This window comes from Flavobacterium sp., assembly GCF_044348915.1.
GTDB lineage: Bacteria > Bacteroidota > Bacteroidia > Flavobacteriales > Flavobacteriaceae > Flavobacterium.
In genome coordinates this window covers 1-22,068 of sequence record NZ_JBIKRX010000001.1, presented here as the reverse complement: position 1 = coordinate 22,068, position 22,068 = coordinate 1, and the positions used below count along the sequence as shown (strand labels likewise).

At 36.7% G+C, this 22,068-nt stretch carries 20 protein-coding genes and 1 pseudogene; 16 read left to right on the top strand and 5 right to left on the bottom strand.

The features are described from left to right. Positions 1-348: 348 nt before the first annotated feature. From ACIQ1E_RS00105 to ACIQ1E_RS00035, 15 genes and pseudogenes are all read left to right on the top strand, one after another. Positions 349-2,787, top strand: a complete 2,439-nt coding sequence (locus ACIQ1E_RS00105; protein ID WP_396167590.1) for a mechanosensitive ion channel domain-containing protein — start codon at positions 349-351, stop codon at positions 2,785-2,787. Positions 2,788-2,895: 108 nt separating this feature from the next. Beyond that, on the top strand, positions 2,896-5,409 hold the full coding sequence (locus tag ACIQ1E_RS00100; protein ID WP_396167587.1) for a DUF2339 domain-containing protein: 2,514 nt from the start codon (positions 2,896-2,898) through the stop codon (positions 5,407-5,409). Further along, positions 5,396-6,628, top strand: a complete 1,233-nt coding sequence (locus tag ACIQ1E_RS00095) for a hypothetical protein (RefSeq protein WP_396167585.1) — start codon at positions 5,396-5,398, stop codon at positions 6,626-6,628. Before ACIQ1E_RS00100 ends, ACIQ1E_RS00095 begins: the two co-directional genes overlap by 14 nt. Positions 6,629-6,672: 44 nt before the next feature. Beyond that, positions 6,673-7,281, top strand: a complete 609-nt coding sequence (udk, locus tag ACIQ1E_RS00090) for a uridine kinase (RefSeq protein WP_396167583.1) — start codon at positions 6,673-6,675, stop codon at positions 7,279-7,281. 152 nt (positions 7,282-7,433) lie between these two features. Continuing rightward, positions 7,434-7,766 (top strand): septum formation initiator family protein, encoded by a 333-nt coding sequence (locus tag ACIQ1E_RS00085; RefSeq protein ID WP_396167581.1) that lies wholly within the window; start codon positions 7,434-7,436, stop codon positions 7,764-7,766. Positions 7,767-7,884: 118 nt separating this feature from the next. Further along, complete coding sequence (locus tag ACIQ1E_RS00080; protein WP_396167580.1) at positions 7,885-9,255, top strand: methylmalonyl-CoA mutase subunit beta; 1,371 nt, start codon at positions 7,885-7,887, stop codon at positions 9,253-9,255. Between the two features lie 8 nt (positions 9,256-9,263). Continuing rightward, positions 9,264-9,749 carry a hypothetical protein gene (locus ACIQ1E_RS00075; protein ID WP_396167579.1) on the top strand — a complete coding sequence of 162 codons (486 nt, stop codon included), beginning with the start codon at positions 9,264-9,266 and terminating at the stop codon, positions 9,747-9,749. Positions 9,750-9,820: 71 nt separating this feature from the next. After that, the gene (locus tag ACIQ1E_RS00070) at positions 9,821-10,054 is read left to right on the top strand and encodes a hypothetical protein (RefSeq protein ID WP_396167577.1); all 234 of its coding nucleotides are present in this window, start codon (positions 9,821-9,823) and stop codon (positions 10,052-10,054) included. A 40-nt stretch (positions 10,055-10,094) separates the two neighbouring features. Then, positions 10,095-10,346 (top strand): type II toxin-antitoxin system RelE/ParE family toxin, encoded by a 252-nt coding sequence (locus ACIQ1E_RS00065; RefSeq protein WP_396167735.1) that lies wholly within the window; start codon positions 10,095-10,097, stop codon positions 10,344-10,346. A 35-nt stretch (positions 10,347-10,381) separates the two neighbouring features. Continuing rightward, a complete protein-coding gene (gene scpA / locus ACIQ1E_RS00060; protein WP_396167575.1) occupies positions 10,382-12,523 on the top strand; it encodes a methylmalonyl-CoA mutase in 2,142 nt (713 codons plus the stop codon). A 50-nt stretch (positions 12,524-12,573) separates the two neighbouring features. Next, positions 12,574-13,701, top strand: a complete 1,128-nt coding sequence (locus ACIQ1E_RS00055) for a methionine aminotransferase (protein WP_396167573.1) — start codon at positions 12,574-12,576, stop codon at positions 13,699-13,701. Positions 13,702-13,901: 200 nt separating this feature from the next. Continuing rightward, positions 13,902-14,783: an SDR family oxidoreductase gene (locus tag ACIQ1E_RS00050; protein WP_396167571.1), complete on the top strand. Its 882-nt coding sequence runs from the start codon at positions 13,902-13,904 to the stop codon at positions 14,781-14,783. A gap of 152 nt (positions 14,784-14,935) precedes the next feature. Further along, on the top strand, positions 14,936-15,172 hold the full coding sequence (locus tag ACIQ1E_RS00045; protein WP_396167570.1) for a hypothetical protein: 237 nt from the start codon (positions 14,936-14,938) through the stop codon (positions 15,170-15,172). Then, positions 15,162-15,320, top strand: coding sequence for a hypothetical protein (locus ACIQ1E_RS00040; protein ID WP_396167568.1), 159 nt, complete (start codon positions 15,162-15,164; stop codon positions 15,318-15,320). The genes ACIQ1E_RS00045 and ACIQ1E_RS00040 overlap by 11 nt, the downstream gene beginning before the upstream one ends. 180 nt (positions 15,321-15,500) lie before the next feature. Beyond that, positions 15,501-15,623, top strand: a pseudogene (locus ACIQ1E_RS00035) (short-chain dehydrogenase); the annotation flags it as partial. A gap of 194 nt (positions 15,624-15,817) precedes the next feature. On the opposite strand, the gene ACIQ1E_RS00030 reads toward ACIQ1E_RS00035, so the two are convergent. Then, complete coding sequence (locus ACIQ1E_RS00030) at positions 15,818-16,030, bottom strand: hypothetical protein (protein ID WP_396167566.1); 213 nt, start codon at positions 16,028-16,030, stop codon at positions 15,818-15,820. Between the two features lie 675 nt (positions 16,031-16,705). On the opposite strand from ACIQ1E_RS00030, the gene ACIQ1E_RS00025 reads away from it, so the two are divergent. Further along, a complete protein-coding gene (locus ACIQ1E_RS00025; protein ID WP_396167564.1) occupies positions 16,706-17,455 on the top strand; it encodes a hypothetical protein in 750 nt (249 codons plus the stop codon). Between the two features lie 827 nt (positions 17,456-18,282). Here the strand turns inward: ACIQ1E_RS00025 and ACIQ1E_RS00020 are convergent. The 4 genes from ACIQ1E_RS00020 to ACIQ1E_RS00005 all read right to left on the bottom strand — a co-directional run bounded on the left by ACIQ1E_RS00020 (position 18,283) and on the right by ACIQ1E_RS00005 (position 22,008). Beyond that, positions 18,283-19,611 carry an O-antigen ligase family protein gene (locus tag ACIQ1E_RS00020; protein ID WP_396167562.1) on the bottom strand — a complete coding sequence of 443 codons (1,329 nt, stop codon included), beginning with the start codon at positions 19,609-19,611 and terminating at the stop codon, positions 18,283-18,285. Between the two features lie 103 nt (positions 19,612-19,714). After that, positions 19,715-20,719, bottom strand: coding sequence for a hypothetical protein (locus ACIQ1E_RS00015; protein WP_396167559.1), 1,005 nt, complete (start codon positions 20,717-20,719; stop codon positions 19,715-19,717). After that, positions 20,716-21,465 (bottom strand): FkbM family methyltransferase, encoded by a 750-nt coding sequence (locus ACIQ1E_RS00010; RefSeq protein WP_396167557.1) that lies wholly within the window; start codon positions 21,463-21,465, stop codon positions 20,716-20,718. Before ACIQ1E_RS00010 ends, ACIQ1E_RS00015 begins: the two co-directional genes overlap by 4 nt. 48 nt (positions 21,466-21,513) lie before the next feature. Further along, the gene (locus tag ACIQ1E_RS00005) at positions 21,514-22,008 is read right to left on the bottom strand and encodes a glycosyltransferase (protein ID WP_396167555.1); all 495 of its coding nucleotides are present in this window, start codon (positions 22,006-22,008) and stop codon (positions 21,514-21,516) included. Between the last annotated feature and the right edge of the window lie 60 nt (positions 22,009-22,068).

Below are 22,068 nucleotides of genomic sequence, written 5' to 3'. Positions count from 1 at the left end.
GCTCAAAGGATTTTGGCGAGCACCATCTCCTCAATATCTGGATCAAGAAATAATCCTGCCACCCCGACCACCAAAATCCTTTCCACTTGTGGGAGGGATTTTTTGGTTTTAGCCTGTCAAGTTTACTTGTAAGGAGTCTATGTCTGATTAATTATTTCTAAAAGGGTTACCCTGTAATCTTTACTTTTCTTTATAAAGTATTAATAAGGCAATTTTACTATCTTTATCTTTTCAAAAATAAAGTTGATTTTATATCCATTCCAGATGAACTCCTACGATAAGACTTCCTTAAAACCATCAAAAACTAAACACTATTTTAGTTCACTTGTCTTTTTATTACTATTTTTTTTGAGCAATTCCGTTTGGTGTCAAAATCTAATCCCGGCTGAACAAAACCCAACAACCACTCAAAAAGATACCGTAATCAAACCAATCCCAATGAAAGTGGTGATTGAAAATCTAGTCGTGGACCGAATGAAGAAAAGCCAACTCAATTTAGAGAATAACAACACCCTTCGTGACCAGAACAAGACTTTCAATTTAATCAACAAAGAAATTCAAAAAGCAAATAATATCTTAGACCAAGGTTTCGATTACAAAGGATTTACCAAGGAAATAAACTTGCTTTTCAAATGGAAAGACTTTGCAGTGGATGGAATTACAAAAAACAAAAACAGCAAACAATCCATACGCGATCTTACTACTAGTTCTATCTTACTGAATGAATTGATAAACAGGACAGACAACCAAATCAATAAAATTAAAAAAAACAACCTCGCTCTTAGTGATATTCAAAAAAAACTAGATTCGCTCTCAGCAGAAAAAACAATCTATATCTTGCCGCACGATTCAATCGCTAAAAACAATTACATTCAGCGCTTGCTTCTACTAACAAAAGAAATCGACGAGGCCAATAGTAAGGTAAAAAATGCAATTGATAGCATTCAAACTTTAGAAATAAAGGCCAATGTTTTCAAAAATCGTTTGGATTCAGATATTGTACAATTAAACATAGCGCGAAAAACAGAATCGGACAGTCTTTTTTCAAGAAGAGTATCCTTTTTTCACGATAAAGAACTTTTGCACAAATCATTTTTCAAAGAACTAAAACGCTCTTTTGGAAAAGCATTTCTAGTTTTAACTTTTTATACCGTAAATAATATTTCCATCATTCAAATACTAGTTTTGTGCCTATTAGGATTGTACTTCTATATTGTTATCTTAAGAAGAAAATACAAAAAAGCCGATATTTATAATGAATTTAAATACCAAATAAAAATTTTCACAGCTCCTTTCGCAACGGCAACACTCATAACAATAACTTTTGGACAACTACTGATTCCGCCTCCTCCTTTCATCTTTGCCGCTATACTTTGGCTAATTGCCGCCATTGCTATGTGGTTTTTACTAAATCGACATAAAGATTTCATTTCAATGAAATCTTGGTTTTTTTACTTGACTTTGACATTCTTAACCATTTTTGATGATTTAATTTTAAGACAAACAATTTTAGAGACTATTGGACTATTGCTTATAGGAATTGCAGCGATTATATTCGGTTTTGCAAGAATAAATAAAAGTAAAAACTCCGAAGAGACTCCGCATAAATGGGTCATCGTTGCGATGATTACATTCGAAATATTAGGTATATTATCTTTGATTTACGGTAATTATAATCTCAGCAAAATACTAATATCTGTAGGACTCTTTACTATTTTTATTGGGCTTTTAACTATTTACACTTTCCAACTGACATCAGACATCATCAATTTTTCGGACTACATCCTAGAATCGGAAAACAAAACTCCAATAAATCAAACGGTACAGGAAAATCATAAAGTTACCAAATGGGCCTACTTACTATTTTTTATCAGTTGGATATACATTATCAACCGAAACTCCTACTCTTTTCAAAGCCAAATACAACCCCTTTTAGACACTTTTTCTGAAGAAAAAACATTTGGAACCTTTACCTATTCTTATGAAAGTATTTTGATTTTCTTTTTTGTAATTATTGCCTCTTTTTATATTGCGAAAATAGTATCCTTTTTGGCAGCTACCACGACAAATAACAACCAAGAAAAAGACAAAAGTAAACCCCTTGGCAGTTGGATTTTATTAGTTAGAATTGCCATTATCACCATTGGAATCACATTTGCATTTGCCATTACAGGAATTCCCACCGATCGACTTACGGTGATTATCGGTGCTTTAGGTGTTGGTATTGGTTTTGGTTTACAAGGGTTAGTCAATAATTTGGTCAGCGGATTGATTATTGCCTTCGAAAAACCGGTAAATATCGATGATATCATAGAAATAAGTGGACAAACAGGCACAATGAAATCCATTGGCATCCGAAGCAGCGTTGTTACCACTTGGGACGGAGCCGATATCATCGTCCCAAACGGGGATATTTTGAGTCAACATATGACAAACTGGACTATGGGAAGTTCAAAAAGACGCTATGAAATTAAAGTGGGCGTCGCCTATGGGACCAATTTAAAATTAGCCAAATCATTAATACGAGAAGTTATAAACCAACATTCTTTGATTTTACAAAACCCGGAACCTTTAATTTGGGTAACGCAATTTGGTGACAGTTCCATCGATTTTGTAATTAAATTTTGGGTGCCTCATTTCAATTATGGCAACGATGTAAAAAGCGATTTAATCATTAACATTGATGAAATTTTTAAACTCAATGCTATTGAGATTCCTTTTCCGCAGCAAGACGTTTACATCAAAACAACTGCGATTGCTTTAAAAGAGAACAGAGAAGAAGAATAAAGATCAATATATCTATTGAGCGAAAGTCACGAAAATTAAGAAAAATAGCACGTCTGTTTTTTATATAATCGTATCTTTACAATTGGTAATTTTAAAAGAAACACTGTTATGGAAGTTTTTGGAGTAGTATTAGTTATTGCTTTCTTGTTCTATATCAAAAGTACTTTAGACTCAAAACTAAACGAAATTGAGAGCAACATTGAAGATAAAATCGACCGGAAATTCAAAGAGGTATTCAACAAAATAGACCAATTACAGGCTACTGAAAAGCCGCCTGAAAAACTTGCCCCTTCTCCAGAACCCGCCAAACCACAAGTCATTCCAGAAGAAGTAAAACCAGCTGTGGTTTTTGAAAATACAGAATCGTTGGTTTTCGACCCAATCAATAAAGAAATCGAGTCTGAAAAAATGGCCTACTCGATGGACAATGCATCAGCTCCAAAACTCCAAGAACAAGTACCAGAACCTAAAGTTTATATTCCCCAAGAGCCAACCAAGACTTTTTGGGAAAACTTCCGGGAAAACAATCCCGATTTAGAAAAGTTTATTGGCGAAAATCTCATCAACAAAATCGGAATTCTGATTCTCGTTTTGGGCATTAGTTATTTCGTGAAATATGCAATAGACAAAGACTGGATCAATGAACCGGCACGTGTGGGAATTGGAATGTTATCCGGAGCTTTGATTATGGGAATAGCCCATAAATTGCGAAAAAAATACGCGGCTTTCAGTTCCGTTTTTGTAGCGGGAGCAATCTCTGTTTTCTATTTTACTATTGCGATAGCTTTTCACAGCTACCAGTTATTCGGACAGACAACAGCCTTTGTAATTATGGTTTTGATTACCATATTCAGTTGTTTTATCTCTTTGTCTTACGACCGAAAAGAACTAGCCGTTTTATCCCTAATTGGTGGCTTTGCAGTTCCTTTTATGGTAAGCACCGGCACAGGAAATTACTTGACCTTATTCACGTATATCCTCATCCTAAACATCGGAATTCTAGCCTTGGCCTATTACAAAAAATGGGGGATTATCAACATTCTTTCCTATGTTTTCACTGTCATTTTATATGGCGTTTGGTTGTTCAAAGACCTTGACGAAAAAACACCACATTATCTTGGTGCATTATTTTTTGGATTTTCATTTTACTTGGTGTTTGTAGGCATCAATATCATCAATAATGTACGAACAAAAGGGCTTTTCTCCCCTATAGAATTAAGCATTCTAGCTAGCAATACCTTCCTTTTTTATGGTGTAGGAATGGCTGTTTTAACACCATTTCATCCTGAGCTCAAAGGACTATTTACCGCTTCTTTAGGAGCACTCAACTTTGGTTACGCTTGGTTTTTGTACAAAAAATTTGGACTGGACAAAACTGCGATTTATCTATTAGTAGGCTTGACCCTTACGTTTATCACCTTAGCCATTCCAATCCAATTTGAAGGGAATTACATCACCTTATTCTGGGCAGCAGAAGCCGTTATGCTAATGTGGCTGGGACAAAAATCGAAAATTACCTACTATCGCTTTGCCTCTATAATCGTCCACGTCTTGATGATTGGAAGTTTATTGATGGATTGGAGCGCAATTTACAAGTCAGAACCTTCACTAAATATCCTGTTCAACAAAATTTGCATCACTGGGATTTTTGCAGTGGTTTCGCTATTTGCGGTACACTATATATTAAAAAACGAAGAGGAAGAGCTGGAGCAATTTGGTTTTATATTCAACCCAAAAAAATACCGAAATTCACTTTGGTTTACGGGAATAATCATCAGCTATTTTGTAGGTCTATTTGAAGTAAGTTTTCAAGCAACTAATCGAATTATTGGAATTAATTCCGCTGCTACTTTGCCCAATTTGTATCATCTTGTTTTTAGTGCTGCAGTCTTTTATGGCTTGTGCAAAACCAAAATCAATTACCAGCTAGCTTCAATTATTGCCATAATCAATATAGTAGTATTTGCATTTTGGTTCTCGAATTATCCTTTTTATGAGCACAGTCAGTACATCGCGACGGGAATTCAACAACAAATAGGCTTCTATTTGCATTATATTTCGCTACTAATTGTACTATACTTTGGTTATCAATTGTACCAAATCAACAAAGAAAATCCAGTTATCGAACTATTCCAAAAGAAAATTGTGGTTTGGATCGCTGCCTTTTTCATCATTTATATCGCTAGTACAGAATTGATGCTGCACAGCCAGTTCTTTTCTAATTCTCCGGTTACTGCTCAAGATGTTCAATCAAGTAATTTATACCACGCTCCGAACGAAACAACAAATAGCACAGCAGTAGCTTATTATTTAATACAACAAACACGAAACCAAGTTATAAAAACAGGATACCCCATTCTTTGGGGGATTCTTGCATTCGTCTTTCTGATTATCGGAATCCGAAAACGTACCAAAACCCTGCGGATTGTAGCCTTATCTTTATTAGGAATTACTATTCTGAAATTATTTTTATTCGACATCAGCAACGCTTCTGAAACGGGTAAAATCATAGCCTTTATCCTGCTGGGAATTCTAATCCTGATTATTTCATTTGTGTACCAAAAATTGAAAGTCTTGATACAAGACGACCACAAACCTGCAGAATCCGATGAAACTGATTAAATTTATATTCTTTCTGTTTGTGTCAAACCTTTTATTGGCACAACACAAAACCACGGCAAAAATCGAAACCGTAAAGGAAAATGGCTTACACAAAATAGTACTACCGACAGAAATTCGATCTTTTTCCAAAGAAGAATTAGGTGATTTCAGGATATTGGATGCCATAGGTATCGAAGTACCCTATTATATCTCGCAGGGCAATACCCAAGCTGTTTCAAACAGCTTTGTAGAATGCAAAATAATTTCGAAAACAGTTATTCCCAAGAACAAAACAACCCTGATTTTCGAAAACCCAAAAGCGACTATAGATGAAATAGTGCTTTCCGTCACTAATGCCGATGTTACGAAAACCTACAGCATCAGCGGCAGCAACGACCAAAAAGAATGGTTTGGTTTAATCAATAATTCACTTTTAAATGGACTCGAAAACAACAATGCTACAAGTGTATTAAAACCAATTCGCTTTCCGCTTAGCTCCTATCGTTACCTAAAAATTGATTTTAATGACAAGAAAACTCTACCCATTAATGTCTTGAAAATTGGCTATATCTCCTTTAAAACCAATGCTGCAACAAAGGACGAAATTACCCCTGACAAAATCAAATTGGAGCAAATTCCAGCCGAAAAAAAAACCAGAATTAGTATAACCTTCAATCGCCCACAAATTGTTAATCAAATAAACTTCAAGATCGAAAGTCCGAATTTATACAAACGCAATGCAACCATTTACATCAATAAAAAAGAGCAAATAAAACGAAAACCTACAACGTACCGAGAAATGCTATTCGCTTTCGAATTGAATTCCAGCCAAAAAAACAGCATTGCCATTCCACAATTTTTTGAAAAAGAACGGTTCATCGAAATAGAAAATCAAGACAATCCGCCTTTGACTTTTAACAAAATACAATTTTTTCAAAATCAAATTGCGGTAATTGCCGATTTGAAAGCCAATGAAAAATATACCATCACGACCCAAAACCCAAAATTACAAAGCCCAGCTTACGATCTAGAAAATTTCAAAAAAAGCCTCGACAGCACCCTCCCCGAAGCTAAAATTTATGATATAAAGCACATTTCTTCCATAGAAAATCAAACAAAAAATCAATCGTTCTGGCAGCAATCCTGGTTTATGTGGTTGTGCATCAGTTTGGGTGGGCTTGCCATTTTGTATTTCACCAGTAGTTTAGTCAAGGATCTGAAGAATAATTCATCAATCTAAATCAATAATTCCTTATTTTTGTTCAAATAATAATACCATAACATATGCTCATCATAGGAATTGCAGGAGGTACAGGCTCCGGAAAAACAACCGTAGTTCATCAAATAATGAATGAATTACCCCATACCGAAGTAGGAATAATTGCCCAAGATTCCTATTACAAAGCTTCCACAGTAGAAAGCTACGAAGAGCGGTCTAAAACCAACTTTGATCACCCTAGAGCCATTGATTTCGATCTATTGGTAGCACATCTCAAGGATCTAAAAGCAGGAAAAACCATCAATCAGCCCGTTTATTCCTTTGCCATACACAACCGTACCGACGACACCATTGTCACACATCCTAGGAAAGTAATGATTGTCGAAGGCATACTAATTCTTTCGAATCCAGAACTTCGCGATTTGTTTGACATCAAAATCTTCGTCCACGCCGATTCTGACGAGCGCTTAATCCGAAGATTGAAGCGCGACATCGCCGAACGCGGCCGCGATATGGAGGAAGTACTCAATCGCTACCAAACCACCCTAAAACCAATGCATCAACAATTTATAGAAAACACCAAAGCCTTTGCCGACATCATCATCCCAAACGACAAGTACAACACCGTCGCCATAGATGTAGTTCGAGCAGTAATTAATCAACGAATTCTATAAATTTTTTGTAACTTTATTGCATAATTTAATGTTCAAATAGTGTCACCCAAAGCTTATCGAAGGGGGGAGCTATTTCCCGCTTTCGCCTTTATCTTTGTTCGTGCCTCACAAAGGATATCGGCTCTATCGGGGCTAAAACAACCAACTAACTAATGACAAACCCATACAAAGACAAACCTTGGTTCAAATTCTTAAGCAACAAATACATTTGGGTATTGTTGTCGTTTGTGATTTGGATGGTATTTCTAGACAACTATTCCTATTACGGTCATCGTGTTCTCAACAAGCAAATACAAGAACTCGAGGACAATAAAGAATACTACCAAAACGAAATAAACAAAGACAAGGAAAACATAAAAAAACTAAAAAACCCTGATCAAACCGAAAAGTATGCCCGCGAAAAATACTATATGAAAAAAGACAGCGAAGATGTCTATATCATAGAATTTGAAGGCGACACGATCGAAAAAGACGTTAAAAAATAGATTAAAACTAAGTTGCATTAAACGTCTTTTCGAGTGATTCCAATGTATCCGGAATTGTACCTAGCAGTTGTCAATAGTAAATTTTCTAAGGAAACGAATTTAATACCGAGCCCAGCAAATGAAAAATTTATTCAATGATTTCAACCCCGTTTCCTCCAAACAATGGAAACAACAAATCCAGTTCGAACTCAAAGGAGCCGATTACAACGAAACCCTAGTGTGGAATTCACCCGAAGACATTCAAGTAAAACCCTTTTACCACAAAGATGAATTCGTTAGCGGTCCCACTTTACAAACAAAAGCATCAGATTTTAGAATTTGCCAAAACATCTTCGTTCAAGATCTCGAAAAATCGAATGCTAGAGCCATAGATAGCATCAACCGTGGAGCTGAATGTATTCGCTTTACTATCGAAGACGAAAAAATAGATATTGCAAAACTACTGCAAAATCTCCCTTTAGACCGCATTACAATCTATTTCAATCTTTCTTTTCTTTCGTTAGACTACATCAAAAAAATAGAAGCTTTTGCTAAAGAAAACAAAGCAACAATATACTGTACCCTCGATCCTATAGGCCAATTAGCTAAAGAGGGCAATTGGTTTACTACCAAAGAAAAAACAAATTTCGATACGCTAAATTCAATTGCAACAGCGGCTCCAAACCTTTCTGTCATTTCTATAAATGCTAATCTTTACCAAAATGCTGGTGCCAATATGGTACAACAAATCGCCTATGCATTGGCACAAGCCAACGAATATTTCAACATCATCCCAAACCTCAATCGACCCATTGTTTTTGAAGTCTCAGTAGGAACCAATTACTTTTTTGAAATTGCCAAACTACGTTCTTTGAGACTTTTATTCAATAGAATTGCCAAAGAATACAACCACAATCACGATTGCCATATTGTGGTGTCACCAACCAAACGCAACAAAACTCTTTACGATTATAATGTTAATATGTTGCGTACGACTACTGAATGTATGAGTGCCATACTAGGAGGCGCCGATGTAATTGCCAATTTACCTTATGATTCTCTTTACCACAAAGACAACGAATTTGGGGACCGAATAGCGAGAAATCAATTATTGGTGCTCAAACACGAAAGCCATTTCGATAAAGTTGATAATCCTGCTGATGGAAGTTATTATATCGAGAGTCTCACCAGCCAACTAGCCGAAAAAGCATTAACGCTGTTTAAAGATATCGAAGCCAATGGCGGTTTCTTAAAACAACTCAATGAAGGAATCATCAAAAGAAAAATTCAAGAAAGCGCCGATAAAGAGCAAGAACTATTCGATGCTGGCAAAGAGATTTTACTGGGAACCAACAAATATCCCAACAAAAAAGACAGTATGAAAGACAATCTCGAATTGTATCCTTTCATAAAAATTAAACCTAGAAAAACGCTGATTTCACCAATCATCGAAAAAAGATTGGCTGAAACACTGGAACAAGAAAGACTCAAAGAAGAAAACAAATCTTAACCTACCTAATGAAAAAACGCATCTACCTTATCCTATTATTAATTTCTTTTACAGCTTTCTCTCAGCATAAAACCTTGGAGTTAACCAACATCAAGACAGGCAAAGTAAAAGTTTTTGAAGAAAACCAACGCATCAAAATAAGAACATTAAACCATAAAAAATGGATTGGAAATCTAAAAATAATAGACAGTCTCAACTTTACGGTCAACAATCAGTCCATCAAAATGGATAGTTTACAAAGCATTAAAACCCAACCAAAATCCCTTGGAACAGTAAAAACGGTCTTCCTGTTTTCAGGCTTAGCCATTGTTGGAGCATCGATAGTTGGAGCAGCACAAGGAAATGAGTCCGCATTTAGCCTCTTTGCAATCGGAGCAGGGACCACAATAAGTGCAGGAATTATCGAAGGGCTCAATTCGAATTACACAAGTAGAAAGTGGAAATTTAAAATTATTGACCCGAGCCTGAAAGGCGAACCGACAAAGCAAAAATGAGAAGTGGGAAATCATAAGTTAGATGGCTGAATTTCAAAAAAATAGCTAAATTTACATATAAAATAAAACTTATGGAAGCAATAAGACAAACTGTTAAAGTAAAAAATCACAAAATAAACATTACGCTACCTGATGATTTCAATGCCGATGAAGTTGATGTAATTATTTTGCCTTCTTCCTCAGAGTATAAAATTCCGCAATGGCAAATTGATGAAGTACGGGAACGGACAATAGCTTATTTTAAAAACCCAAAAATTGCCTTAGATTTTGATGAAGTGATGAAGGAAATTGAGAATGAACTATAAACTTACTATACTTCCTTTAGCTAAAAATGATCTTGAATAAATTGCTTCTTGGTATGAAACTATTCAAAAAAATCTAGGAAAACGTTTCTTAAAATCTATAAATGATGAAATGAAAATTATAAGAGTCAAGCCGCATTTATATCAAATTAGATATGACGAAACAAGAGTTGCTTTGACACAAACATTCCCGTACTTAATACATTTTGAAATCGATAAAAAAGAAATAGTAGTAAAAGCTATAGTTCATACCTCAAGGAATTCCAAAATTTGGCAAAATAGAAAAAATTATTAAACCATTATTCTACAAACTATCTAAATCAAGTAGAAATGAGAAAAAATATCCAACATATAAAATTAGAAAAGTCGGAAGCTGGAAGCTGGAAGCTGGAAGCCGGAAGTGACCAATCAGATGAAGCAACCTTCCTCACCGCCGAAGATATTAAACTAAAATCAACCTACTCCGAAGAAGACATTGAGAACCTCGAACATCTCGATTTTGGAGCAGGATTTGCACCGAACTTACGTGGGCCCTACGCCACAATGTACGTTCGCCGACCTTGGACGATTCGGCAATACGCAGGTTTTTCAACTGCTGAAGAAAGCAATGCTTTTTACCGCAGAAACTTGGCAGCAGGACAAAAAGGGCTATCCATAGCCTTCGATTTACCAACCCACCGCGGATACGACTCCGACCACGAACGCGTAGTAGGCGATGTCGGAAAAGCAGGCGTCGCCATCGATTCGGTTGAAGATATGAAAGTATTGTTTGACCAAATCCCTTTAGGTGAAATGTCGGTTTCTATGACAATGAACGGAGCGGTTTTGCCCATTATGGCTTTCTACATTGTCGCAGCCGAAGAACAAGGAGTGCAACCCGTACAACTTTCTGGAACCATTCAGAATGACATTTTAAAGGAGTTTATGGTACGTAATACCTACATTTATCCACCAACACCTTCGATGAAAATTATTGCCGATATTTTTGAATTTACCAGCAAAAATATGCCAAAATTCAACTCGATTTCTATCTCTGGTTATCATATGCAAGAAGCCGGAGCTACTGCAGATATCGAATTGGCGTACACCCTTGCCGACGGTTTAGAATACATCCGAACTGGACTGGCTACAGGAATGAAAATCGATGACTTTGCTCCTCGACTCTCCTTTTTCTGGGCAATTGGTATGAATCATTTTATGGAAATTGCCAAAATGCGAGCTGGACGAATGATTTGGGCAAAACTGGTGAAACAATTCAACCCAAAAGACGATAAATCGTTAGCCTTGCGTACACATTGCCAAACTTCTGGTTGGAGTTTGACGATGCAAGATCCGTTCAACAATGTAGCTCGAACTACTATCGAGGCTGCCGCTGCCGCTTTCGGAGGAACCCAATCACTTCATACTAACGCCTTGGACGAAGCCATCGCTTTGCCAACGGATTTCTCGGCCAGAATTGCCAGAAACACCCAAATCTATTTGCAGGAAGAAACTAAAATATGCAAAACAGTAGATCCTTGGGCAGGCAGTTTTTATGTCGAAAGCCTCACCAATGAAATAGCCCAAAATGCTTGGAAACTCATCGAAGAAGTCGAAGAATTGGGCGGAATGACCAAAGCCATCGAATCGGGAATACCAAAACTTAGAATCGAAGAAGCCGCAGCCAGAAAACAAGCGCGAATCGACAGCAGCCAAGATATCATTGTAGGAGTCAATAAATACCGATTAGAAAAAGAAGATCCTTTGCAAATTCTTGATGTCGATAACCAAATGGTACGCAAACAGCAAATCGAACAATTAGAACGAATTAAAGCATCTAGAGACACTCAACAGGTACAACTTTCATTAAAAAAACTAACCCTATGTGCCCAAACTGGCGAAGGCAATCTACTCAATATTGCAGTCGAAGCAGCGCGACACCGAGCCACTTTAGGCGAAATTAGCGATGCCTTAGAAACTGTTTTCGGAAGATACAAAGCACAAATTAAATCCTTTAGCGGCGTGTACAGCAAAGAAATAAAAGACGACAAAAGCTTCGAGAAAGCCAAACAACTGGCCGACGAATTTGCCCTAAAAGAAGGCCGTCGACCAAGAATTATGATTGCCAAAATGGGACAAGACGGACACGATCGTGGTGCCAAAGTGGTCGCCACAGGTTACGCCGATTTGGGTTTTGATGTCGATATAGGACCTCTTTTTCAAACCCCAATCGAAGCCGCAAAGCAAGCTGTAGAAAACGATGTGCATATCCTTGGAGTTTCTTCACTCGCAGCAGGACACAAAACGCTTGTTCCTCAAGTCATCGAAGAACTCAAAAAACACGGTCGCGAAGACATTATGGTGATCGTTGGGGGCGTAATTCCTACCCAAGATTACCAATTCTTGTTCGATGCGGGAGCAGTAGCTGTTTTTGGTCCAGGAACCAAAATTAGCGAAGCTGCCACAAGCATATTGGAGATATTACTAGCCTAACCTAAACCTGACAGGTTTTAAAAACCTGTCAGGTTTAATTCAAACAACATATGTTCAAGCTACCTCTAATAGGAACCAGTATCTTCACAATAATGTCAAAAATGGCAACCGAATACAATGCCATAAACCTTTCTCAAGGATTTCCCAACTTTGAAATTGACCCCAGACTATCCGATATTGTCGCTAGTTTGGCAAAAGAAAATGTGCATCAGTATCTCCCGATGGCAGGGTATCCCCCATTATTGAGCAAAATAGCACAGCTTGTTTCCAAATCCTATCAAAGAAACCTTGAACCAGAAACCGAAATTCTAGTTACGGCTGGCGCAACTCAAGGCATTTTCACCGCTGTTACGGCACTTATTCAGTCCAATGATGAAGTAATTCTTCTGGACCCTTGTTACGATAGTTATGAATCGGCTATTTTTCTTTGCAATGCCAAGCCGGTTCGTGTACCATTAAATGATGATTATACGCCCAATTGGGACCGAATCGAAAAAGCGTTTTCCTCAAAAACCAAAATGATAATCATAAACAATCCACATAATCCAACAGGGAAAATCTGGAATGAAACTGATTTTGAAGCATTAGAATCAATACTGCAGAAATACCCCAAAGTCATTGTACTTTCTGATGAAGTTTATGAGTACATCACTTTCGAACAGCACCATATTTCGGTACATTCTCGGGAGAAACTCCGAAATCGTGCGGTAGTGATTTCTTCTTTTGGCAAATCCTTTCACATCACCGGTTGGAAAGTAGGATATCTCGTTGCACCCGAAAATTTGATGATAGAAATCAAAAAAGTACACCAATTTATGGTTTTTAGCGTGAACAGCATTGCCCAAGTCGCTATCAGTGAATATTTAGATTTGGTCGATGTATCACAACTGGGAAATTTTTATCAGGAAAAGCGAGACTATTTTAGAAAACTAATCCAAAACAGCCGTTTCCAATTAATACCTTGCGAAGGAACCTACTTCCAGGTGGCTTCTTATGTGGCTATTTCCAATGAAAATGATGTAGATTTTTGCAAACGACTAATTGTAGAACATGGCGTGGCAGCGATTCCCATTTCAACTTTTTATGCCGATGGAAAAGACCAAAAACTAATTCGATTTTGCTTCGCCAAAGACAATGCTACACTCGCAGAAGCCGCGAAAAGATTGTGTAAGGTTTAATAAACTTGTTTCTAAAAAAGTAAAGTCAAAAATAAATTTTTAAGTAAATAAGAAACAGTAAAACTTAATGCCTCTTAATTTCTTAATGGTTTAAAAAAAGCTTTATGGTTTGAGTTCAAATGCGGGTTGCATAAATACTTTTACTATGCACGCCTACTAATTATTTTTCCCTATATTTACAACTCTAAAAAAAATACGATATGGATTTCTCAGCAAAAATGCTTCGCGATGATGCCTTAAAAGGCAAAGTAATTGTAGTAACCGGTGGCGGTAGTGGTCTTGGCAAAGCAATGACCCGTTATTTTATGGAACTCGGAGCACAAGTAGCAATCAGTTCCCGTGATTTAGAAAAACTGCAAACCACAGCCGCTGCACTTGAAGCCGAAACGGGAGGAACCTGCATAGCAGTTCAATGTGATGTACGTCATTACGACCAAGTTGAAAACATGCTGCAAGAAGTCCTAAAAGCGTATGGCAAAGTCGATGTATTACTTAACAATGCTGCAGGGAATTTTATATCGCCAACCGAAAGATTATCGGCCAATGCATTCGATACCGTGATTGACATTGTACTGAAAGGCTCTAAAAACTGTACTCTGGCTTTTGGAAAACATTGGATAGAGACCAAACAAGCCTCGGCAACCATTTTGAATATTGTTACTACCTATGCATTTACAGGCTCAGCTTATGTGGTACCTAGTGCTGCTGCCAAAGCGGGCGTTCTGGCAATGACCCGCAGTCTTGCAGTAGAATGGGCTAAATATGGCATTCGTTCCAATGCTATTGCCCCAGGACCTTTTCCTACCCAAGGAGCTTGGGACCGATTGTTGCCTGGAGACTTAGCCGAAAAGTTTGATATGGCCAAAAAAGTCCCTTTGGGAAGAGTGGGCGATCATCAAGAATTAGCGAATCTCGCCGCTTATTTGGTATCCGATTTTTCGGCTTACCTCAACGGCGAAGTGATCGTTATCGATGGTGGTGAATGGCTGAAAGGCGCTGGTGAATTCAATATTCTTGAAGCGATTCCTGAGGAATTATGGGATCAATTGGAAATGATGATCAAGTCAAAAAAAAGGAGTTAACAGTATTCAGATTACAGATGCTTGAGCACTGAAAAATAGATGTATTTGTTACTATATTTTGCAATCCTATTAATTAGGAGGTGTTTAACAGTACCTGATTACTTCACACTTATCAATATTATTAATACATTTGTGTTTCAAAATCTAGTATTATGGTAACTATAAAAATAAAAGAGAACAGCAAACAAGCAAAAATGTTTGTAGAGTATGCAAAAACCTTGTCATATGTAGAGTTTTTAGAAACTCCTATTCAACAAAACAAAAAAACTTTAAGTCTAAAAGAAAAAAAATTTTTGAATAAACTTAAAAAGACCGCCATAGAAATGAAACAATTATCATCAGGAAAAACACAAGGTCAAACACTACAATCCTTTTTAGATGAAATATAATGTGATTTTGCACGATAATTTTAAAAAAGAAGTGAAACCACTCTTAAAAAAATATCCTTCATTAAAAACAGATTTACAAAATTTACTTGATAATATTGACAAAGAATTAAAGCTAGCAACAGATTTAGGAGATGGTTTTAAAAAATAAAAATTGCCATAAAATCTAAAGGGAAAGGTTCTAGTGGTGGTGGTAGAATCATCACACACGAAACCATAATTTCAATAAATGATGCAAATTTAGTTTTTGGTTCAATTTATAATAAAGGGGAATACAACACAATTGATACTGCAATTTTAAGAAAAATTTTAGAACTTTAAATGTACAATAATCATAGTGATTGACGGTGGCGAATGGTTGAAAGGCGCTGGTGAATTCAATATTCTGGAAGCCATCCCAGAGGAATTATGGGGTCAACTAGAAATGATGACCAAGGCGAAGAAGAGGGGGTAGAGTTATCGGTTATCAGTTGTCCGTTATCTGTTATCTGTTCTGTGTACTTCCCTGATATAGGTTGACCACAAAAGTCAATTTATATGATTAGAGATAAAGCATTTTATAGGAAGGATTTTTCCTCAATTCATAGCCAATAAAAATTCGCTCCTTAGTGTCTTAATAAGCAATCGAACGCTTTAGTACTGTATTAATTAGTCTGCTTTTTTCAGGCTCTTTTTGGACAAAACTGACAGAACTTCATCAATATTAAAACCATAGTATTGGCAATATTCCTTTATGGTTACTTTTTGGTGTTTTTCCTTGTTAAGTACCTTTTTCAGGTTTTGGATTTCTTTACGAGCATAACTTTCACTCTTATCGGTAAGTACCATAATGTCGGCGGTGTAAATTACTATTCTGTTCATTCTCCTTGATTTGTAGGCTGATTGATTTGGTATTCAATATAAAATTAGCAATCTATTTCGTAACCGCATAGGAAAGTTTTTAACAGTGTTAAAAAGTAGGGATTCGAACCTAAACAACAAAATCGACTAAAATCAACCCTTTTTTATGTTTTTGATGAAGCAAAAAATAATTTGGATATCAAATCGAGGTAAAATGAAGTGTTACAAAGTGACCTATTTGTTAATAAGTTCTTTAGTGCAGGTTATTGGTTATGAGTTATGGAGTCTGTTTTGGAGTGAATAGCTATCCGAATTTTATTGCGGCTTGTTGCGGGAAGGTTGCGGGAAGGTAGGGGGAAGATTGCGGGAAGGTTGCGGGAAGGTAGGGAAGAGTTATTGGTTTGTCCCGTCCTGCTGTCCCGTTTTGAACGAGTTTTGCCACCCCGTCCTGCGGACACCCCTCCAAAGGAGGGGAATTTTCAATGATAGAAAGAAGATAAACGGTAAAAACAGTATTTCTTTTTGTTTTTAGTAATAAATAGTGAAATCTCATTTAATGGTAATTGGGTATATATTCCGTATTAAATGCAGGAATACACTAAATACTTCCGTTGGCTTTGGAACGGTACCTAGTTCTTGTGGCACTGAGAACCGATCTTTAGTTTTGGGGTATTATTCATTTAAAACCTCAAAATTATGGGAAAGTTAACAGGTATTATTAGGTTGAAAGGCACGTTTGATGGCCTTACGTTTTACAAAACAGCTGACGGCTATTTGGTGAAAACTAAAAGTGGGGTAAGCAAAAGCAGAATTATGAATGACCCTGCTTTTGTGCGCACGAGAGAAAATTTGAGTGAGTTTGGCTTGAATGCCAAATCAGGTAAACTGCTTCGGCAATTTATTAGTCCATTGCTGCATCGGGCTAAAGACTCTAAACTCTCCAGTCGTATGCTTAAAGTTATGAATCTTATTAAGAATTATGATGGCAGTTCGGCACGGGGGAAACGCATAGTTCGTTTGGGAATAGATAGCCTGGAGGGCAGATTGCTTTTGAAAGGGTTTGATTTTAATGTTCATGCTCCCTTGTCCTCTGTTTTGCATGCTCTTTATACGGTAGATTTGGCTACTGGAGTCATCACTATTGCGAATTTTTGTCCCTTAGATCAGTTAGGGATTCCAGAAGGGGCAACGCATGTTAGTTTTGGTTCTGCCTTTGTGAATCTTGATTTTGAAACGGGTATTTTTGAGAGTAGTTATAGTCCCACGACTATTTTGGAACTCGATGCTACAATATCCACCCTTATTTTAACACCTGAAGCTGTGCCCTCGGGGACTGGAACACTTTTGTACTTGCTGTTGATTGAATTTTTTCAGGAGGTTAATGGCGTACAGTATTCTTTGCGCAATGGCGCATTTAATGTTTTGAATGTGGTGGAAGTGGGGTGATTTAGCGGTTGTCAGTTATCGGTTGTCAGTTATCGGTTGTCAGTTATCAGTTATCGGTTTTCAGTTTTCAGTTTTCAGTTTTCAGTTATCGGTTGTCAGTTATCAGTTATCAGTTTTCAGTTATCGGTTATCGGTTATCGGTTAGTGGTTCAATAACTGAACAGAAGACAGGTGGCAGTCCCGATAGCACAATGTCATTAAGTTAAGACAATTTGGACGTCTCTTCAAGTGATTTTGAATAGTAATGCGATAGCTTTGCTATTCAATCCCGAAACTTCGGGAGTATCGAGAAGTCTTTTTGCTATGTAAGGTTCTCTATATAATTTTTAAAGCATTACCTTTTTGTATTCATTCCACATCTGTCTGGCTTTAAAAATCACTACCATTGACGTTATTTGTTAATTATATGATTATCAATTAAATAACAAAATGCAATTGTAAGAAAAAAAGCGGTTTTTTAATTAAAATTCTACTTATCGATAGAACAATGTGTTTTTAATTTTCTTTTCCCAAGCGCCGGCTGGCTCCTTCGCTAAAACAGTTCACTGTACTGTTCTAACGCTCGACCCTCACAGTCTATGGGCGGGCATTCTAAAAACATTTTCGTTTCATTACGTCATTTTATATTGCTTTTTTTAGAATAAAAATTATACCTCGAACAGACGAGGGGCGAATCCTTAACTTAATGACATTGCCCGATAGCTATCGGGAGCAGATTTATGAATGATCCGATTAACACAAAACCCTAACTGACAATCCCCAAAAGACAAATAACAAACATCAATTAACCGAATAACCAATTAAGCGATTAACCAGATAACCGCTTCCTATCCCTTCTTCTCAAAATAAACATTCAGCAACGACAACGAATACACAAAGGCTGGTGCAGCGGTGCGCATCGCGGCATGATTGATGGTCAAGAACCAGAACGCTAAAAAACACAGCAGGAACATATTGAATTTGTTCTCGACATATAAAACTAAAGGCGTAAAAAATAAGATTAGCAAACCCACAATCCCCAAGGAACCGTGCTCGGCAAGCATACGAGTGATTTCATCATGAGACAAAGTCCCATCTCCGGTTTCCGCTTTTCGTACCTCCACTCCTTTACCCACACCCACGCCAAAGATGGGGTTGTTCAGAAAAGCATTGATTTCCCCCAGGGCTACATCCTCTCTACCCGTAAAGTTAGATTCCTTTGCCCTTCCTCTGGCATCCTGGTTGGCATACCGCTTATCGATGAGTCCCCCGGTTTGAAAAGAAGTATAAGTCCAGGTCACGACCATTGCCACCCCAATAAACACTAAAATATAATTGAGCTTGACCCTTCCGGTATAGTTGGATTTGTAGTAAAGGAACAGCAACAACAAAATAATCATCAGCAGACCCGTAATCATTCCGCCCCTAGAAAAAGTCACCATCCCCCGATAACTCATATTGACAGCTATTAAAAGGTTGAGCGCCAACATAAATTTCGTCCGGGACTCCAGAATGGTTCTGGAGAAAAAGATAAACATGCCCAGCCCTAAAACAGTGGCCACCTGATTCGGGCCAAAACCCCCTGAAGCTTGTGCATTAGATTGCGTACTAGTAATAATGTCTTGTAAACGTGGGGTATAAAAAGTCAGATACACCATACAAGCTACAATAGGCAGTCCCATACTGAGTAAAATGGCATTCATCTGTTCTAAGGGAATCTTTCTTCTGTAGGTATAAATAGAGGCTACCGCCAAACAAACAGGACCAGAGATATTAAAGGCGATGGCATTCTTCATATTGGTATCAAAATTGAGCACAAAAGTAGTCAAAACCACACCTGGCACTAACAGTAATAAAAAAATCCAATAGGGGGTAGCGCTTTTGGAGAACCCACTATAATACATTCCCATAAAAATAAAAACCATCACCCCGTATTTGGAAATTTCATAAGTAGGGTTACCTCCCGTCATTCTCAAAAAAACTTCACTACCTACCACATAAGCGGCAACAATCAAGGCTTCGTTCCCCTTGTTTTGTTTTTTCAAGACGTAAAAAAATCCCACAATAAAAATAGCATAGCCATATATTTTGGAGACAAAAGGAAATAAATACACCAAAAATCCTAAGACCGCGTGGAAAAGGATTAAATTGAAATAGACTTGCTCTTCTTTTTTCATTTATAACTGTTTTAACGCTAATTATTTTGTTGATTCCATATTGATCCTTCCAAAGGTATCCTTATTTACTTTGCAAAATAGAGGCTAACTGCTAATGACTGCACTATTTTATCAAAAACCAACTTTTTAAATCCAAATAATTCCATTTCAAAGGACCCCAAATGTTAATACTTTTTGAATTACTATTCAACCGATTACCATCATACACATAATAATAGTGATTGGTATCTAACTTCTGTATGTCCAATTGATGCATGCCTGCATTAAATTCTTTTAGGTTGACTTGAGCCGTTAAATAATTCTTCTTTTCTCGTTTCACTGTATATTTGCCGTTCTTAAATGAAAAACGATAAAGCGAGAGGCCACAGCCATAGCCGTTTGAAAAATCTTGAACCGGTAAAATCAATCCTTTTGCATCTGCAAAAAACCGTCCTCCTGCCCTGGATTCTGTACCGATTAAAGCAATGGGTTCTCGGTGCAACTTCCATTTTCCAAACAAAGAGTCCGCTTCATAGACATACATATTTTTGGCATAATCAGTGGCCACCATAATATTGAGTGTGTCCGACAAATAGAGCGAAGGATCTACGAGTTGCACATTAGCAATCAAGGTGTCGCAAACCTTCCAATCAAAAGGGAAACGGTGGGCTTTGTACAATAAAACCGCATTGGCCTGTTTGGTCTCCGGAACCATATAAAAATCATTCTTGTACTTGAAAACTTGTGGGTAGGACAAATGAAATTTTTGGGTCAAAACTGTTCCTCGATATTGGTAACTCTTACCATCAACGGAAGTTAGCAAACTAATATCGGCTTCGGTTTTGGTTTTTTTATGTTCAAAAAACAGGTAAAACGTATCTTTCTCTTTCACAAAAAATGGGTCAGCAAGAAAAACCGTACTGTCGTTTTGCGCTTTCAGATTTGCGATGGAATAAATAGCCTTGGCATCAATAACCATTTTCTCTGGAAAACGAGTCGATGAGCCATAACCCACAGACCAACCTCCACCATCTTGACGCAAAAAGGGGGTTCTATAATTGATCATGGTAAGTAATACAATGACAAAAAATAGAAGCGATAATAGAACCTTTTTTAAATTTAATTTCATAAAATATCTCTGTTCATAAAAACTAAGTTTTCTCCTCTGTTGTGATATGAAAAATTAAATCTGCTTATTGCTTTAAAAAAACTATTTGAACTTCCCATTTTAATTCCATCATGAAGTTCAATTACGATACATTTAGTTTTGGGAATCCAATTTTCATAATTGCTTTCAAAAAGGAGTTTTTCTCCTCCTTCAATATCAATTTTTAATAAATCAATATACTCCAAACTATTTTCATTTAGTATTTCATCTATTGTTATAGTTATAACAGTATCTACAATATTTTCAAAACTCTCATCACTATCGATTTCAGTAACAAATCCCCAATTCCCGTATCCTTTATCTATTACATTTAAAGTAAGATTGGACTGACTAGACAATGCCCTTTTATGCAGATATATGTTTTTATAATGTTTGCAATTCATTTTGAGAATTTCAAAATTAGATTTTTCAGGCTCAATTGCTATTATTTTTGCATTTGGATATTTTCTATTAAAATAAACAGCGGCTAAACCAATATTTGCACCAGCGTCAATGATGATTTTCGGAATAAATCCAAAATTAATATCATATTCTTTGAATGTAAATACCTGATGAAATGTTAATAAATCACTTGACTTAGGCCTAACATTTATTGGAATTGAATACCCTGGCAAATAAATTTTATTTGAAATCCTGAGAAATAGAATTAAATTTATAAACCCATACATAATGGCTTGTTCAAAACGAACTACTATTCTTTTTATCATTTTTAATTCACCCTATTAATTCAATGCCAGTTCCCTTTTTAAACTGATCTACTTCTTGGTTACAGCCAAAATCCGTTTTATATAATTCTTTGGATGTAAATATTCGGCACTCCATTGCAAATTATTATGACCTACTTCAAGGTATTTTTTATCATTCAGCAAATATTCTATTTTGTCAGGCAGCTCTATATAAGAGGAACGGCTGGATAAATATTCATAATTGGTATGCTCTTGAAAATTTTCAACTACAATATTTAAGGGCGTTGTTACCACAGCTTTACCTCGTAGTAAATATTCTCCTATTTTCCATCCAGGAGTATCTTTTAAACCATCGTCAGCAATCCCTATGTCTGATTGTCTTAAGATTTCAAAATATCTTTTTAAGGAAGTTTTTTTTACGTCCAATAATATGTCTGGTGCTAATTTAGTCGACAAACCATCAGGAAACAAACCAACAGTAGCATTTTTGAAATTCTTTTTTAGGTATAGGCGTTTAGGCCGCCCAAAAACGAAAATAGTATTACCTTTGTCAAATGAGTACAAGGGAGAAATTTATAGGTGTGAATTCAATAACATTTAACAAGCGATTTAAGGAAGATGCAG